Source organism: Pseudorhodobacter sp. MZDSW-24AT, from assembly GCF_002794355.1.
In the GTDB taxonomy this organism is placed as follows: Bacteria; Pseudomonadota; Alphaproteobacteria; order Rhodobacterales; family Rhodobacteraceae; genus Pseudotabrizicola.
This window is the reverse complement of the sequence record NZ_PGOI01000007.1, coordinates 637,908-654,237: the sequence shown is the minus strand read 5'-3', so window position 1 is coordinate 654,237 and position 16,330 is coordinate 637,908. Positions and strand designations below refer to the sequence as shown.

Annotated in this window: 16 protein-coding genes; 5 read left to right on the top strand and 11 right to left on the bottom strand. The window is 59.1% G+C overall.

The genetic code is table 11. The annotated features are described in order from the left end of the window. Positions 1-87: 87 nt before the first annotated feature. Genes CUR21_RS09210 through mutT form a run of 3 tightly spaced genes read left to right on the top strand, consistent with a single transcriptional unit; the run spans position 88 to position 2,735 of the window. Positions 88-933: a peptidylprolyl isomerase gene (locus CUR21_RS09210; RefSeq protein WP_100196683.1), complete on the top strand. Its 846-nt coding sequence runs from the start codon at positions 88-90 to the stop codon at positions 931-933. Positions 934-948: 15 nt separating this feature from the next. Then, positions 949-2,340, top strand: coding sequence for a bifunctional glutamate N-acetyltransferase/amino-acid acetyltransferase ArgJ (gene argJ / locus CUR21_RS09205; RefSeq protein ID WP_100196682.1), 1,392 nt, complete (start codon positions 949-951; stop codon positions 2,338-2,340). Beyond that, the gene (gene mutT, locus CUR21_RS09200; protein ID WP_100196681.1) at positions 2,337-2,735 is read left to right on the top strand and encodes an 8-oxo-dGTP diphosphatase MutT; all 399 of its coding nucleotides are present in this window, start codon (positions 2,337-2,339) and stop codon (positions 2,733-2,735) included. Before argJ ends, mutT begins: the two co-directional genes overlap by 4 nt. A 328-nt stretch (positions 2,736-3,063) precedes the next feature. Here mutT and infB read toward each other — a convergent pair whose 3' ends face one another. The 9 genes from infB to CUR21_RS09150 form a co-directional block, all read right to left on the bottom strand. Then, the gene (gene infB, locus CUR21_RS09190; RefSeq protein WP_100196680.1) at positions 3,064-5,658 is read right to left on the bottom strand and encodes a translation initiation factor IF-2; all 2,595 of its coding nucleotides are present in this window, start codon (positions 5,656-5,658) and stop codon (positions 3,064-3,066) included. After that, positions 5,655-6,299 carry an RNA-binding protein gene (locus tag CUR21_RS09185; protein ID WP_100196679.1) on the bottom strand — a complete coding sequence of 215 codons (645 nt, stop codon included), beginning with the start codon at positions 6,297-6,299 and terminating at the stop codon, positions 5,655-5,657. Before CUR21_RS09185 ends, infB begins: the two co-directional genes overlap by 4 nt. A gap of 23 nt (positions 6,300-6,322) precedes the next feature. Then, a complete protein-coding gene (gene nusA / locus CUR21_RS09180) occupies positions 6,323-7,945 on the bottom strand; it encodes a transcription termination factor NusA (RefSeq protein WP_100196678.1) in 1,623 nt (540 codons plus the stop codon). A gap of 16 nt (positions 7,946-7,961) precedes the next feature. After that, positions 7,962-8,567 (bottom strand): ribosome maturation factor RimP, encoded by a 606-nt coding sequence (gene rimP / locus CUR21_RS09175; RefSeq protein WP_100196832.1) that lies wholly within the window; start codon positions 8,565-8,567, stop codon positions 7,962-7,964. Positions 8,568-8,938: 371 nt separating this feature from the next. After that, positions 8,939-10,873 (bottom strand): nucleoside-diphosphate sugar epimerase/dehydratase, encoded by a 1,935-nt coding sequence (locus tag CUR21_RS09170; protein ID WP_100196831.1) that lies wholly within the window; start codon positions 10,871-10,873, stop codon positions 8,939-8,941. A 112-nt stretch (positions 10,874-10,985) separates the two neighbouring features. Further along, positions 10,986-11,597 (bottom strand): sugar transferase, encoded by a 612-nt coding sequence (locus tag CUR21_RS09165; RefSeq protein WP_100196677.1) that lies wholly within the window; start codon positions 11,595-11,597, stop codon positions 10,986-10,988. A gap of 42 nt (positions 11,598-11,639) precedes the next feature. Then, positions 11,640-12,089, bottom strand: coding sequence for a MarR family winged helix-turn-helix transcriptional regulator (locus CUR21_RS09160; RefSeq protein WP_100196676.1), 450 nt, complete (start codon positions 12,087-12,089; stop codon positions 11,640-11,642). 94 nt (positions 12,090-12,183) lie between these two features. Continuing rightward, positions 12,184-12,441 (bottom strand): glutaredoxin 3, encoded by a 258-nt coding sequence (gene grxC / locus CUR21_RS09155; RefSeq protein WP_100196675.1) that lies wholly within the window; start codon positions 12,439-12,441, stop codon positions 12,184-12,186. 42 nt (positions 12,442-12,483) lie between these two features. Continuing rightward, a complete protein-coding gene (locus CUR21_RS09150) occupies positions 12,484-13,215 on the bottom strand; it encodes a double zinc ribbon domain-containing protein (protein ID WP_232622736.1) in 732 nt (243 codons plus the stop codon). A gap of 18 nt (positions 13,216-13,233) precedes the next feature. Here CUR21_RS09150 and CUR21_RS09145 point away from each other — a divergent pair, with 18 nt between their 5' ends. Together CUR21_RS09145 and hemH are read left to right on the top strand one after the other, a co-directional pair. Beyond that, positions 13,234-14,052, top strand: coding sequence for an SAM-dependent methyltransferase (locus CUR21_RS09145; RefSeq protein ID WP_100196830.1), 819 nt, complete (start codon positions 13,234-13,236; stop codon positions 14,050-14,052). Between the two features lie 57 nt (positions 14,053-14,109). Then, positions 14,110-15,210, top strand: coding sequence for a ferrochelatase (gene hemH / locus CUR21_RS09140; RefSeq protein ID WP_100196673.1), 1,101 nt, complete (start codon positions 14,110-14,112; stop codon positions 15,208-15,210). A 112-nt stretch (positions 15,211-15,322) separates the two neighbouring features. On the opposite strand, the gene CUR21_RS09135 is transcribed toward hemH, so the two are convergent. Next, a complete protein-coding gene (locus CUR21_RS09135) occupies positions 15,323-15,502 on the bottom strand; it encodes a hypothetical protein (protein ID WP_100196672.1) in 180 nt (59 codons plus the stop codon). Between the two features lie 147 nt (positions 15,503-15,649). Further along, the gene (locus tag CUR21_RS09130) at positions 15,650-16,255 is read right to left on the bottom strand and encodes a L,D-transpeptidase (protein ID WP_100196671.1); all 606 of its coding nucleotides are present in this window, start codon (positions 16,253-16,255) and stop codon (positions 15,650-15,652) included. Positions 16,256-16,330 lie beyond the last annotated feature (75 nt).

Sequence of the window (16,330 nt, the reverse complement as noted above, 5' to 3'; positions counted from 1 at the left end):
CGTCGCACGCGACCCCCGCGATTTAAGGGACAGGCCCGCCATAGTCAATGTTTGGCGGGGTCGCAGCCCGATCAGGAGGGTGTGAAAATGACGAAATGGACCAAGTTCTTGGCCAGTTGTGCCGTTGTGGGTGCGATGTCGGCTCCCGCATGGGCGCAGGACACCAGCGCCGATACGGTTGTCGCCACGGTGAATGGCACCGAAATCACGCTTGGCCACATGATCGCCTTGCGCGAGAGCCTGCCGCAACAATATCAGGCCCTGCCGGATGATGTGCTGTTCAACGGCATTCTGGACCAGCTGATCCAGCAGACCGCGCTCGAGCAATCCGTGACCGAGATTGCCAAGAAAGATCAGCTGGCACTGGAGAACGACCGTCGGGGCTATATCTCGGGCGTGGCGTTGCAGGCGGTGATCGCAGAAGCGGTGACGGATGAAGCGCTGCAGGCAGCCTATGACGCCAAGTTCGCCAATGCCGAACCGGCAACCGAATATAACGCCGCACATATTCTGGTGGAATCAGAAGAGAAGGCCACCGAGTTGAAAGCGCAGCTGGACGGCGGTGCCGACTTTGCAGAACTCGCGCGCGCCAACTCCACCGATGTGGGTTCGGGCGCCAATGGCGGCGATCTGGGCTGGTTTGGCACAGGGATGATGGTCAAGCCATTTGAAGATGCCGTCGTGGCGGCTGAAACAGGCAAAGTGGTCGGTCCGGTGCAATCGGACTTTGGGTTCCACCTGATTTTGGTCAAGGAAACCCGCGTGGCGGCAGCGCCAACGCTGGATGAGACGCGCGACGAACTGGCCGCCGAGATCGAACGTGCGGCTGTCGATGCGCATATTAAGGCGCTAACCGATGCGGCCGATGTTTCGCGCCCCGGAGAAGGGCTTGACCCCACCCTCCTGCGTGATGCAACGCTGCTGGACAAATAGTCCTCGGGGGAAGTCATGGCGAAGACCGATTGGAAAGCCGAAGCAAAAACGCTGAAAAAGCGGCTGCGTAAGCTCAAGTCGAAGGTGACCGAAACTGTTTCTGATGTGGCCGATGGTGTCGGACACGAGGTGGCAGAGGTTGCGGGCAAAATCGGTGCCAAGCTGAAAGCAGCCAAGCCTGTGTCGCCGCTGGCGCCCAAAGATGGCTTCCCCCAACTTCCCGTCATCAAGGGGGTAGAGTTTTCTGCCGCCGAGGCCGGCATCAAATATGCCAACCGCAAGGATGTCATGCTGATCCGCCTTGCGCCCGGAACGGCCATGGCCGGGGTTTTCACCCGCTCCTCCACCCGGTCGGGTTGCGTGCGCGATTGTCAGGACAAGCTGGCCACCAAGGTTCCCGCAGGGGCGGGTGCAGCAATCATTGTGAACTCGGGCAATTCCAACGCCTTCACCGGCAAGGTGGGCGATAAGGCGGTGGCGGCGGTGACGGGCGGTGTGGCAACTGCGCTTGATCTGCCGGCAAGCCGGGTGTTTTCTTCCTCTACCGGGGTGATCGGCGAGCCGCTGCCGCATGAGAAAATCACGGCCGTGCTGCCCGATTTGGTAGCCGGCCTGCGGGATGATGCGATCGAGATGGCCGCCCATGCCATGATGACAACCGACACCTTCCCCAAAGGCGCATCCGCGACGGTGCAAGGTGACGGTGGCACGATCCATATCGCCGGCATCGCCAAGGGATCGGGAATGATAGCCCCCGACATGGCGACGATGCTGGTCTACATTTTCACCGACGCGAAAATCTCGCCTGCGATGCTTCAGCGCATGCTGTCGCGCAACGTGGATGCCACGTTCAATTCGATTACCGTCGACAGCGATACCTCGACGTCTGACAGCTTGTTGCTGGCCGCGACTGGCCAAAGCGATGCCGCAGCGGTCAAGGGCCCGGTGGCGAAAGCCTTTGAGGCCGCGCTGCAAGGGGTCATGCGGGATCTGGCATTGCAGGTGATCCGCGACGGTGAGGGCGCCACGAAGCTGGTCGAGATTCAGGTCACGGGCGCGGCGAGTGACGCAGACGCGGCCAAGGTTGCGTTCTCGATCGCCAACTCTCCGCTCGTGAAGACCGCCCTTGCCGGGGAAGACCCGAACTGGGGCCGGATCGTTGCCGCCATCGGCAAATCTGGGGCGGAAGCAGATCGTGATTTGCTCACCATCCGCTTCGGGGATGTGGTGGTGGCCAAGAAAGGCTGGCGCAATCCGGATTACAAGGAAGAGGATGGCGCGAGCCATTTCAAACAGGAAGAAATCCTCATCCGTGTTGATATGGGGCTGGGTCGCGCAGCGCGAACAGTGTGGACCTGCGATCTGACCAGCCGCTACATCGAGATCAATGCGGATTACCGCTCTTGAAGATTGTTCTTGTATCCGCAGTCGCGCTGATCGACCCAGAGGGCCGGGTGCTTTTGGCGCAGCGGCCCGAAGGCAAATCCTTGGCTGGCTTGTGGGAGTTTCCGGGGGGCAAGGTCGAGCCGGGAGAAACGCCAGAACTCGCGCTGGTGCGCGAATTGAAGGAAGAACTTGGCATCGAGACTTGGCAAAGCTGTCTGGCCCCCCTCACTTTCGCCAGTCACAGCTATGAGACGTTTCATCTGCTGATGCCCCTTTTCGCCTGCCGCAAATGGGAGGGCATCGTGCAGGGCCGCGAGGGCCAGAAGCTGGCTTGGGTCAAGGCAGCGCAGCTGAAAGATTACCCAATGCCACCCGCTGACGTTCCCCTGATTCCGATTCTGCGCGATTGGCTGTAATCCGCCGTTCACAAAGTGTCGCAGACTTCGTCAATGTGTCAAAATAATGATGGTTTTCTGGAATCTTTGCGTTAATTCTAACGCGGGGAGCTTTTTTCTAGGGGGGTTGCAAATGTTGAGAACAATCGCAGTCGGTAGTTGTGTTTCCATTCAGGGGCTTCTGGTAAAGACGCTTGCGGATGGAAAGCTTGTCGTCAAAGTCGATGAAAAGCTGTTTGTCGGCATGCCTGTGCCGCAAAGTCGCGCTGTCTGACCGATCTGATCTAAAAAGACTGAAATGAAAAAGCCGGGGAATTCCCCGGCTTCCTTGTTTTTGTCCAGCTTTGCCTCAGGCCAAAGTGCGCTGCACTTCTTCGCGCTCAAAGATCTCGATGATGTCTCCAGGGCGAATGTCTTCATAGCGTTCGAACGCCATGCCGCATTCCTGACCAGAGATCACTTCTTTGACCTCATCCTTGAAGCGCTTCAGCGTCTTCAGCGTGCCTTCGTGGATCACGACACTGTCGCGCAGCAGGCGCACGCCTGCCGACCGGCGTGCCACGCCCTCGGTGACCAAGCAGCCCGCCACTTGACCGACGCCCGTCACCTTGAAGACCTCCTTGATCTGCGCATAGCCGATGAAGGTTTCACGCACTTCGGCTTTCAACAGGCCCGAGGCAGCGGCTTTGATATCATCCACCAGATCATAGATGATCGAGTAGTAGCGAATCTCGACACCCTTCTGGTTGGCCGACTGCCGCGCGGATGCATTGGCACGCACGTTGAAGCCGATGATCGGCGCACCCGATGCTTCGGCCAAGCCCACATCGGTATCGGTGATGGCACCCACACCATAATGCAGGATACGCACGCGCACCTCTTCGTTGCCAACCTTTTCCAAGGCCTGCACGATGGCTTCCGCAGAACCCTGCACGTCAGCCTTGACGAGAACTGGCAGTTCCGCAACCGACTGGTCGGCTTTGGCCTTGGCCATCAGCTGTTCCAGCGTGGTGGCGGCACCGGCTGCGGCGCGGCGGTCCTTGGCGGCCTTCTCGCGGTAATCCGCGATCTCGCGCGCCTGCGCTTCGGTTTCAACCACGTTCAGCGTGTCACCCGCCGATGGTGTGCCCGACAGGCCCAGCACTTCCACCGGAACCGAAGGCCCGGCTTCCAGCACGGTTTCGCCCTGATCGTTCACCAGCGCCCGAACCTTGCCCCATTGCTCGCCGACGACAAAGATATCGCCTTTGCGCAGGGTGCCGTTCTGCACCAGAACCGTTGCGACCGGACCGCGGCCCACATCCAGCTTGGCTTCGATCACGGCACCCGAGGCAGCCCGGTTCGGGTTCGCCTTGAGTTCCAGGATTTCCGCCTGAAGCGAGATCGCCTCCAGCAGATTGTCGATGCCCATGCCGGTTTTGGCGGAAAGCTCCACATCCTGCACGTCGCCCGACATCGCCTCGACGACGATCTCGTGTTGCAGAAGGTCAGTGCGAACCTTGGTGGCGTCGGCGCCGTGCTTGTCCATCTTGTTGATGGCAACGATCAACGGAACTTTAGCAGCCTTTGCGTGATGGATCGCCTCAATGGTCTGCGGCATCACGGCATCATCTGCCGCGACAACCAGAACCACAATATCCGTCACGCTCGCCCCACGGGCACGCATGCTTGTAAAGGCGGCGTGGCCGGGCGTGTCGAGGAAGGACACAAGTGCTCCCGTCGGCGTGCGCACCTGATACGCACCGATGTGCTGCGTAATGCCACCCGCTTCGCCGGAAACCACGTTGGCCTTACGGATCGCATCCAGAAGCGAGGTTTTGCCGTGGTCCACGTGGCCCATGATCGTCACGATGGGTGGGCGCGGCTGCAGATCTTCTTCGCGGTCCTTGACCGAGTCGATCACCTGTTCCACGTCGGCATCCGAAACACGCACCGCTTTGTGGCCGAATTCTTCGATCACAAGTTCCGCGGTATCGGCGTCGATGGGCTGGTTCATCGTAACCATCATGCCCATTTTCATGAGCGTCTTGACCACATCCGCAGCACGTTCCGCCATACGGTTCGCAAGTTCCGAAACCACGATGGTTTCAGGCAGCTGCACATCGCGCACCTGTTTCTCTGGCTTGTTGCCAAAGCCCATGGCCTTTTGACGGGCCTTTTCCTGCTTGCGCTTCATCGCGGCAAGGCTGCGCGTGCGGCCACCTTCGCCGTTCAGGGCAGCAGACAGGGTCAACTTGCCGCCGCGGCGGCTGTCATCACCCTTGGCTTTCGCGCTACGCTCGCGCTCTTCACGCTCACGGTCGGTCTTTCGCTGCGGCGCGGGGGCCAGCGGTGCCTTTGCAGCAACACCACGCGGCCCGGCGGTATCCTGACCACGACTGGCAGGAGCTTCAGCCGCTGCGGCAGCAGCCGGGCTGGGCTTAACCTCGGCGGGCTTTTCAGCAGACCGGGGACGCGTGCCAAGAACCTCGGCCTTGCGCTGCGCAGCAGCCGCAGCGCGCGCCTCGGCTTCCGCGCGGGCTGCGCGTTCTTCTTCCTCGGCCTTCAGACGCAGAGCCTCTTGGCGTTCACGCTCTTCGCGCTCTTTTGCCTCAATCTCTTCCCGACGGCGCTGACGCTCTTCCTCGCGCTGACGTTCTTCCTCGGCCCGACGCTCGTTGTCTGCGATCTCACGCGCTTTTGCAGCGCGCAATGCCGCGAGACGACGCTCCATCTCGGCGTCGGAAATGCCCGCAGGCCGCTTGGCTGGATCCCCCAGATTAGGAGAGCCGCCACCCGGAGTTGCTGCCCCGGCTGCCCCCGGCTTGGTGGGAACGACCACGCGTTTGCGTTTCGTTTCAACCACGACACTCTTCGTCCGACCGTGGCTGAAGCTTTGCTTCACCTGACCGGAACGAGGTGCGCCACCCAACCCGAGGGGTTTTTTGCCGTCTGTATCGCTCATGCGTCCTTCGTATCCTTCCCGGCGATCATGTCGCCGACCTGCTTGCCTGCTGCCCCACGCAGACCGACAAGCCTTGCCGCTTCCTCTACAACACGGTTGTTGAGTCCACCAGCCGCAAGCGCGGCGTGTATCGCACGTTCGCGACTGAATGCCAAACCCATTTCCCCAGCTGTAAGGCAGGAAATGAGGGAATCTGGCCCATTTGGCGGCCGGAGCTTTTCCTTGCCGCGCTCAGAACCGTCGCTCGCCTGTATCAGGGTTCTCGCCTGGCCCTTGATGAGCCAGTCTTTCACCTTTTCATAGCCGCAGAGCGCATCTCCGGCTTTTCGTGCCAGCGATATAAGATCGATGACCCGCTGCGCCAAGAGGCGCTCTACCAATTCGGGCAGATCGCTCTGCACCTTGACCGGCTGACGCGCGGCTCGCGAGAAGAGGTTTTTCTTGACCGCCTTCTCCAAAGCCTCACGATCTGCCGAAACATAAATTCCGCGTCCTGGAAGACGGCCTTGAAGATCAGGCACAATCACATCATCCGGCCCCAGCACAAAGCGGATCAGACCCGCTTTTGGCTGGCTTTCCCCGGAAACGATGCACTTGCGTTCCGGTTCCTCGCGCGTTTCTTTCTGCCCGCCACGCGTCATGCGCGTTGCTCCGAGGCCTGAAATCAGGCCTCGGCCTCCTCGTCTTCGGACGTGTCATCGGCGCTGTCGTCGTCGGCTGGCTCGGCCTCGGTCGGGTCCACCCAGCCCAGCATGACGCGTGCGGTCATCACCATGGTCTGTGCTTCTTCCAGACTGACGTCGAAAGCCTCCAGAATACCTTCATCCTTCTTGCGCTGCCCGTTTTCGGTGGTCCAGCCGCCTGCCAGCTCCCAATCGGCGCAGGTGGCGAAATCTTCGAGCGTCTTTATGCCGTCCTTTGCAAGCGCTTCGAGCATTTGCGGGGTCAGGCCCTCAAAGTTGATCAGGCTTTCCTCGACACCCAGCTTGCGGGCGTTCTCCAAGGCCTTCCGGGCTTGCTCTTCCAAGTAGTCGCGGGCGCGGGCCTGAAGTTCGGCGGCAGTGTCTTCATCGAAACCGTCGATGGAGAGCAGTTCATCAACCTCGACATAGGCAACTTCTTCAAGGTTCCCGAAGCCTTCCGAAACCAAGAGCTGCGCCATCATCTCATCGACATCCAGCGTGTCCATGAAGAGCTTGGTGCGTTCGGCGAATTCGGCCTGACGGCGGGCGGATTCTTCAGCTTCGGTCATGATGTCGATATCAAGACCTGTCAGCTGCGAAGCAAGGCGCACGTTCTGACCGCGACGACCAATCGCCAACGACAGCTGTTCATCCGGCACCACGACTTCGATCTTGCCAGCTTCTTCGTCGATCACAACCTTAGAGACCTCGGCCGGCTGCAAAGCATTCACAAGGAAAGTCGCCTGATCCTGATTCCATGGAATGATGTCGATCTTTTCGCCTTGCAACTCGTTCACCACGGCCTGCACACGGCTGCCGCGCATACCAACGCAGGCGCCCACTGGGTCGATCGAATTGTCGTAGGAGATCACGGCAATCTTGGCGCGCGACCCTGGGTCACGGGCAACAGCCTTGATCTCGATGATGCCGTCATAGATTTCCGGCACTTCCATCTTAAACAGTTCCGCCATGAATTGCGGATCGGTCCGCGACAGGAAGATCTGCGGGCCGCGCACTTCGCGGCGCACGTCCTTGATGAAGCAGCGGATACGGTCCCCAATGCGATAGGCTTCGCGGCCGATCTTTTCGTTGCGGCGCAGGATGCCTTCACCCCGGCCCACATCGACGATGACATTGCCGTATTCTTCGCGCTTGACCACACCGTTGATGATGCTGCCCTTACGGTCACGGAATTCTTCATACTGGCGGTCACGCTCGGCTTCGCGCACACGCTGCAGCAGAACCTGCTTGCCCGATTGCGCGGCGATGCGGCCCAGATCAACCGGAGGCACTTCATCAATCACCTCATCACCCACCTGCGGGTTGGCAAGGTAATTCTTGGCCTGCTTGACGGTCAGCTGCGCGTGATGGTTTTCGATCTGGTCATCTTCCATCACGGTCCGCACGCGGGCAAACGTGGCCCGACCGGTCTTGCGGTCGATGTTCACGCGAATATCAAGCTCCGAGCCGTAACGCGACTTGGCCGCGCGGGCGAGCGTTTCTTCCATCGCCTGGATCACCAGATCCGGGTCAATCATCTTCTCACGTGCGACAGCCTCGGCCGTCTGGAGAAGTTCAAGCTGGTTGGCAGAGGTAATAGCCATCGGTCAACTCCCGGTCTTAATGTCTGGTTTCTTCGGCGGGATCTTCTTCCTCGCCTTCGGATTGCTCAATGTCATCGAATTCCGAATCGTCGAAATTGCCGCTGGCCTTCTTCTGGCGCAGCATTTCCGCGATCAGGTCATCGGTCAGGATCAACTTCGCGTCGGAGAGCCATTCAAAGCGCAGGCCGATGGTCACCTCTTCGCCTGCCTCATCGATCAGGATCAGGATTTCTTCATCCTCGACGCCCGCCAACTCCCCCTTGAAGCGCCGACGGCCATCGATCAGTTCTGTCGTCTCGATGCGGGCCTCCCAGCCTTTCCACATCTCAAAATCCTTGAGGCGCGTCAGCGGGCGGTCGATGCCGGGAGACGACACTTCCAGAATGTAATTGTCTTCAACGGGATCTTCGACATCAAGCACTGCGGAGACCGCTGTCGAAATGGCAGCGCATTCATCAACAACGATTCCGCCTTCCGGCCGATCGGCCATGATCTGCAGAATGCGGGTCTTGCCCCCCATCAGGCGCACGCGGACGAGTTCGAACCCCAGCCCTTCAATGACGGGGCCGATCAGGTCCGCAAGCCGACGGTCGATGGCAGTTTTTGCGATAAGATCTGTCATGGGTTCCAAAAACGAAAAACGGGCCTAGCGGCCCGCAAACTTCCTTCGGTAGATCCGGGTGTGGACCCCGAACCCGCTGTTGTAGGTGATCTAACCGCAGATGGAGAATTTTGCAAGGGCCAATGGGTCACCGCCACGCCGGGCCACAGCAGCACGGTTTGACGCGTGCGTCAGAGGGAGGCAAGAGGCGAAGGGTGACGCCTCAGCTTGCCACATCAGATCGACAAAACGGCATCGCCTTGCGGGCCCCACCGCGCACCCCGCCTCTGAAGAGACATCGGCCTCCGGCGGTTTTCAAAACGCCCTGCGGCACGAGCGCCTTTAGTGGGTATGATCTTGTGTGCTTCTGAGCAGGGCAGATCGCGACGGCGTCAGGATCTGATCCTTTTGCGACGGGTGTCCGGATAGCGCTGGAATTTGCTTTCATAGCCTTCGACATAGGTTTCCAGCGTGTGGCAGGCAGCAGCCGCGTCTCCGATGGCAACGGCGGCCCGCAGGTCGCGCAGGGCCATCGTCATTTCCATATTTGTCAGCCCCCGTTCCTGCACCCGGAGGATCTTTTCGTGAGGGGTGGTGAGCATGCCGGGCTGGATCAACAATTCTTCGTGCAATTTTTCACCCGGTCGCAGGCCGATGAGCACGACTTCGATCTGACCACAAGGGTTTTCGGCTGATTTGACAGTATATCCCGCCGCCAGGATCATGCGTTCGGCCAGATCACGGATGCGGATCGGCTGACCCATATCCAGCACAAAAAGATCACCTTCATGGGGACCGCGCGACAGCGACAGGCCGCCTGCGATCAGCACAAGCGCGGCTGCTTCGGAAATCGTCATGAAATAGCGCGTCACATCTTCATGAGTAAGAGTGACGGGCCCGCCCATTCTGATCTGTTCGCGGAAGAGGGGCACGACCGAGCCAGAACTTCCAAGCACATTTCCGAACCTGACAATCGAGAAGTCGGTTGTGGTGGCGCGGCGCGCCATATCTTGCACGACGAATTCGGCCATGCGTTTTGACGCGCCCATCACATTCGTGGGGCGCACAGCCTTGTCCGTCGAGATGAGGATGAAACGTTTTACGCCTTGCTCCACCGCAGCCTCGGCCAACGTGCGGGTGCCCAACACATTGTTGTTCAAGCCGGCAATCGGATTGTCTTCAACCAAAGGGACATGCTTATAGGCAGCCGCATGTAAAATCACGTCGACCTTGTACTTGGCCAGAGCAGCCCGAACTTGCCGCGACTCCGTCACGGTTCCAAGCAGCGGAACAAGGCAAATGCCCAGAGCTTCGGTCTGTGGCGCCATTTCATGCCTGATCGTGTAAAGTGCGATCTCGCTGACCTCAAAAAGCACGATGCAGGCAGGTCGATAGCGAATCAGCTGACGACAGAGTTCCGCCCCCACAGAGCCACCCGCCCCGGTAACCAGAATTGTCTTTCCGCCATAGGCATCGCTGGCCTCGGGACGAAGATCATTCACAGGGTCCCGCCCCAGAAAAGCGCTTGGAGAAAAGGGCGCCAGCGTATCGACAATCACTTCAGCGCCAACGAGCTGTGCAATCGACGGCAAGGCGTGCACATCAAGACCGCGTGACACAAGATCGCGCGCAATCGACGCTTGTCGCGCCGCCGAGGCAGATGGCATGGCCAGAAGGACCCGCTCAACATCATGGCGCGCCACGATCTTTTCCAGATGGTTGGCAGGGTAGACCTTTAAACCCATCAGCGTCATGCCTTGTACAGATTTGCTGTCATCCACAAAGGCAACCACATGAATGCTTTCGTGCGCGCGCAGAGCCGAGGCAAGCATCGTGCCGGTATTCCCCGCCCCGTAAATGACCACGTTGCGACGCACCTGACCTTGGCGCAGAACGGATAAAAGCAGGCTGAGAAGTGCGAAACGTGCAATCACCATCAGCAGAATGTAGATCAACAAGAACAAAGGCATGACAGCCGCTGGCAAGGCAAAGCCGACCCACAGGCTTGCAAGCCAAAGCCCCAGTCCTGCGAAAAGCGCCAGAAGCGCGGTCCTGATTGCGCCGACTGCCTCATACGCCTTGAGCTTTATCTTCGGAATCCCCAGCAGCGGAGAGCCGACCGCCGCGAAGCATGTGACGGCCAAAAAGCCGTAAGCACCCTGCACGACCATTTCCAGCGCCATCATCGGAGGCAAAAGGAAGTGAAGACTTGCCAGCAGCGCTGCGGGCGCCAAGACGACATCCAGAAACAGAAGGATGGCCTGCTTATGAAAGCGGGACAGCCGCCCGACGAACCAGAGAAGATAACCTGAGGCTAAATTGGCCAAATCCAACAACCCTGAAATTCGTCAGAAGATTCAAAGGAGAATGCCTGAACACCTGCCAAACTCAGGGTTGCAGCATAAACCTTAACGAATCATCAATGCGGGCTGGTGCGCTTTAGGGTTTGCGGAACAGACCACGCAGCGTTTGCACGATCAGGACGACATCAGAGCACAGGGTGCGGCGGCGTGCATAAACAAGATCCAACCGCGCCTTTTGCCGGATGCAGTGCCGGACATAGACGTGGTCTGTCTCCTCCGCTGTCGTGCAGGCCTTCAGCAACTGCTCTTCCCGAGCGCGGAAATGCAAAGTGGCAAAGCCTGTCACGCCCGGACGCGATTGCAGCACACGTGCATAAAGATCGGGGAAACGCTCCACATAGGCGCGCAAGGGGGGACGCGGGCCCACAAAGCTCATGTCACCCTTCAGCACATTCCAAAGCTGTGGAATCTCATCGGCCCTGTATTTGCGCAGCCAGCGCCCCATCGGGGTGATGCGACTCGCCTTGTCGCCCCCCGAAACGCCCGAATCGACATTGGCCACGCGCATGGTTCTCAGTTTCCACAGGAGAAAGGGCTTTCCCGGCGCATGCATCCGTTCGGAAACGTAAAAGAGGGGCCAGCCTTCACGCAAGATAAGCCAAATCAGCAGCATGCAAAAAGGCAAGAAAACAATGGCGGCCACAAGCAGGGCGAGGAGAACATCAAGAAAACGCTTGGCCGGCGTCAAGGCCGTGCTCCGGGCAAACAGCGGTGAATATTTGCCCTTGCTTTATCCATCACCTTCCAAGCGCTTTCGCATTTCACGCAAAACGGGCACCAAAGTTCTGACCCGGTCAATTCCTACGGCCTGCACCACTTCGGCAATCAGCGGAGCCACCGACTGCACGGCGGCATCGCGCGCAGCGCGCCCCGAGGGGCTGATGGCCACCAGTTTGCGCCGTGCATCATCCCAGTCCGGTCGTATATGCACATGTCCGGCCCATTCGAGCTTTGCCAACGTATTGGTCATGGCACCACGGGTCACGTGAAACGACCGCGCGAGTTGCGCCGGTGTGCGTTCATCATTCAATCGCGCCAAATGGTTCAGCACGCTGAAATGCGAAAGCTCCATCCCTTTGGGAAGAACCTTGGAAATCCGGTTGCGGGCAAGCTGATCGGCCATGAACAGTTCGCCAAACAGCGCTACGGCGATCTCTTCTAACCGTTCCTTATCGCTCATGATCCGGCCTGAACAAAACCCTGCGGCACATTAAGCATCGGCAGCTTGGCCACCGCTACATTTCGGACCAACCAAAGCACCGCCCAGAGCCGCATCACGCGGTCAACAGGGCATCCAAGGCCCCTTCGTCTTCCAGCGCATGCAGATCATCTGACCCACCGACATGCTTACCGCCGATGAAAATCTGCGGCACCGTGCGTGAGCCCCCGGCGCGCTTGGTCATGATGATGCGCAAGTCCATATCTTGGCTGACATCGATCTCGGTGTAGGTTACGCCCTTTCGGCCCAGCAAGCGCTTGGCGGCGAGACAGTACGGGCAATAAGGCGTCGTGTAGATTTCAACGGGCTTCATGGCGGTTCCTGCGCGAACAACTGTTGCGCGGACTATACGGATTTACCCCTCCTTCGCAACGCGGCACAGCACCACCACCGAGATCTTGGCCGCGCCGGCTGCAAGGCAAGCCTCTGCCGCCGCCGCAAGGGTTGCGCCCGATGTCATCACGTCATCGACCAGCAACACATGCTTGCCTTCGGCTTTGCTTTTGCGGCGCGGGTGCACCCGAATGCTGTCGGCAACATTGGCAAAGCGTCCGTCACGGTTTCGGCCTTCTTGGCTTTGAGTGTTGCGCGATCTTTGAAGCAGGTCCGGGCAATGCGGCAAGCCAGACAGCTTCGCCAGCGCATCAGCCAGAACCGCAGACTGATTATAGCGCCGCCGCAGCAGGCGCAGCCAGTGGAGCGGCACCGGGGCAAGCAGCATATCGGGTGCCAGCAGTGGTGCAGCGCTGCGCAACAACCACATCCCAGCAGGGCGCGACAGATCAAGCCGATCCGCGTGTTTGAGTTGCAAAACCACGTCGCGCGCGCGGTCCCGATACAGCATCGCCGCACGCCCCTTCGACCAAGGGCGTGCAATGGAAAGGCAATCATCGCAGAACACAGGATGACCGGGATCTTGCCCCTGAAGAGGTAAGCCACATGTGTCGCAAACCAAGCCAGTGATGAAAGGTGTTTCACGCCAGCACTCTCCACACAGACCAAAATCGCTGGACACCATCGCGCCACAGACAACGCATTGCGGCGGATAGACCATGTGCAGGAGTGCAGCTTGCATTCTCTTCCTCATCCCCCCATCTTCCGCGCCATGCAAACACCACCCATCTTGACCGATCGCATCGCCCTCACACGCAACCGTGCCAAGGCCACCGAGTTTTTTTTGCACGAGGAAGCCCGGGCCGAGGTTCAGGAAAGACTGCTCGAGGTTAACAGAACGTTTACGGCACCGGCCGTCGTGACCGGGTTACCGGACATTTGGCGTGAGATTGGTTCGCCGGTGGCTGATGATGATGTGCTGACGCTCACCCCGGCTGCACATGATCTGGTGGTGCACGCCTTGAGCCTGCATTGGGCGAATGACCCTGTGGGGCAATTGGTGCAGTGTCGCCACGCGTTAAGACCTGACGGTCTGTTCCTTGGTCTGCTGTTCGGCGGACAAACACTGCACGAATTGCGCGCCTGCCTTGCCGAAGCAGAGGCCGAGGTGACAGGCGGGCTGTCGCCGCGTGTGTTGCCGATGGGAGAGATTCGTGATCTGGGCGGGCTGCTGCAGCGTGCTGGCTTTGCGCTGCCGGTGGCAGACAGCTTTACAAAGACCGTCCGCTACCGCGATGCCCTGCATCTGATGCGTGACCTGCGCCAAATGGGCGAAAACAATGCGCTTGATGCGCGCCTGCGCCACCCGACGCGGCGCGCTGTCCTGCTGCGCGCCGTCGAGTTGTATCAGATGCAATATGCGGATGCTGAGGGACGGATCCCTGCCACATTTGAGATTATCTGCCTCACAGGCTGGGCACCGGCCGACAGCCAACCAAAACCGCTGAAACCGGGTTCCGCCGTTCAAAGGCTGGCCGATGCGCTGAATGCGGCCGAAATGCCGCTGCCGACAGACCTTCGCAAAGGTTGACCCCGGCGCATAAGCCTATATCTCCCGCTTAACCTCAGATCACCAAGGACGACCGCGATGCTCGATGCCAAGCACGGACTGACCCATGCCCCGCAGGCCCATGCCATTGCGCCCGGTCAGGGCAGGTTGGCACATGCTCCGGCAGACCATCCGCCGGTGCGCAAAGCCAAGATCGGGGTTCTTGTCGCCAATCTGGGCACGCCCGACAATTATGATTATTGGTCAATGCGCCGATATCTGAATGAATTTCTGTCGGATAAGCGGGTGATCGATTACTCAGCATGGCTCTGGCAACCTCTGCTGCAACTTGTGATCCTGACCAAGCGGCCGTTTTCGTCAGGGGCCAATTACAAGCTGATCTGGAATCATGACCGGAATGAAAGCCCGCTCATGACCATCACCAAAGACCAGACCCGCAAGATCGCCGAAGGGATCGCCGCACATTATGGCGATGGCGTAATGGTTGATTTCTGCATGCGCTATGGCAATCCCTCCACCGAGTCGAAGGTGCGCGCAATGGTGGAAGCGGGATGCGAGAAGATTTTGTTCTTCCCGCTTTATCCGCATTACGCAGGCGCCACTTCAGCCACAGCCAATGATCAGTTCTTCCGGGCGCTGATGAAGGAAAAGCGGCAACCATCCGTCCGCACAGTGCCGGAATACTTTGACCATCCGCTGTACATCGATGCGCTCGCCCAATCGGTGGAGCGGGTCTATGCCGGGCTAGAAACCCGGCCCGATGTCTTGGTGGCGAGCTATCACGGGATGCCGAAGCGCTATCTCATGGAGGGCGACCCCTACCATTGCCAATGCGCAAAAACCTCGCGTTTGTTGCGTGAGCGTCTGGGTTGGGAAAAGGGCACGATTGACACGACCTTCCAGTCAGTGTTCGGACCTGAGGAATGGCTGCGCCCCTACACCGTTGAACACGTCGCCGAACTGGCCAAACAGGGCAAGAAAAACATCGCTGTGATGGCGCCTGCGTTTTCGGCCGATTGCATTGAGACGCTTGAGGAAATCAACGGGGAAATCCGTGAGGCATTTGAGCATGCCGGCGGCGAGACCTTCACCTACATTCCTTGCCTGAATGACGATGATTCGCACATCAAAGCATTGCTGGCTGTAATCTCAGAGAATTTGTCGGGCTGGCTGCGGTAACGCTGCGGCCCCTGCTTGGCGCAATCTCGTATCTCGGCGCCGTTGTGTATGGTGCAGACAAAGAAAAAGGCGGTGGAAATCCCACCGCCTTTTCCTAGAAATGATCCGAAAATCAGTTCGAAGCAGCTGCTGCAATGATGAGCAGGAGCAGCAGCGGAACAACGATGCCGCCAGCCGACGACGACGTTTCGGTAGCAACAACGGTCGGCTCCATCACCGGTTCCATCATGCCACCAGCGTTAGCGGTGGAAGCAGCAACCGTCAGAGCGGCAGCGAGCGCAAGTTTCTTCATAGTAACCTCCAGTTATCGCATACCGCCGTATGTTGCAGAGGCGACGGCATGCACCCAAGACTGTACCTCGTATCGACTTCATAACCAGCTTGCCGAGAGATTTGCAATCTGGCTTGTTAAAGCAGGCCTCGCTTCAACGCCGTTTCGTCAAATTAGCAACACCTGTGTTCCAACTTTCGTCATCGAAAACAGTTCCGCGATATGTTCATTATAAAGTCCGACACATCCGTTTGAGGAGCGGCGGCCGATCTTGCGCGTGTCATGCGTGCCGTGGATCCGATAATACGTCCATGACAGGTAAAGCGCGTGCGATCCAAGCGGGTTATCCGGCGCCCCGCCTGCGACGACATCAGGCCATTCCGGGTTGCGCTGCTTCATGGAGGGTGTCGGGCGCCAGCTGGGTGCCACCACCTTCTGCACCACTTCGGTCTTCCCCCGCCGCGTCAGATCTTCTGACAGAGGCACAGAGGTTGGATAAAGCCGATATGTGGCCTGATCCTCGGACCAGTAATGCAGGGCGCGCGACGTCAGGTCGACAAGAATCGCACCATTGCGGGTGCTGTCGAAATAATCCTGCCACCGCAGCATCCTAAAGCTCGACACGTTATTGCGCACGCTGCCGACCGGCACCGAGCTGATGAACTCGGTCGAGCCATCCATGGCCAGCGCGGGCGACAATCCAGCAGCCAGACCTGCAGCAGCCGTTCCCAGAAAGGCACGGCGATTCACTTTGATCCGATCTTCGGCACTCATCCGAGGTCTCCTGAGGTTGAATTGTGGCGGCCTCATTACTCTGATCGGCCAAATCCCGCAAATCAAACCGTCGTC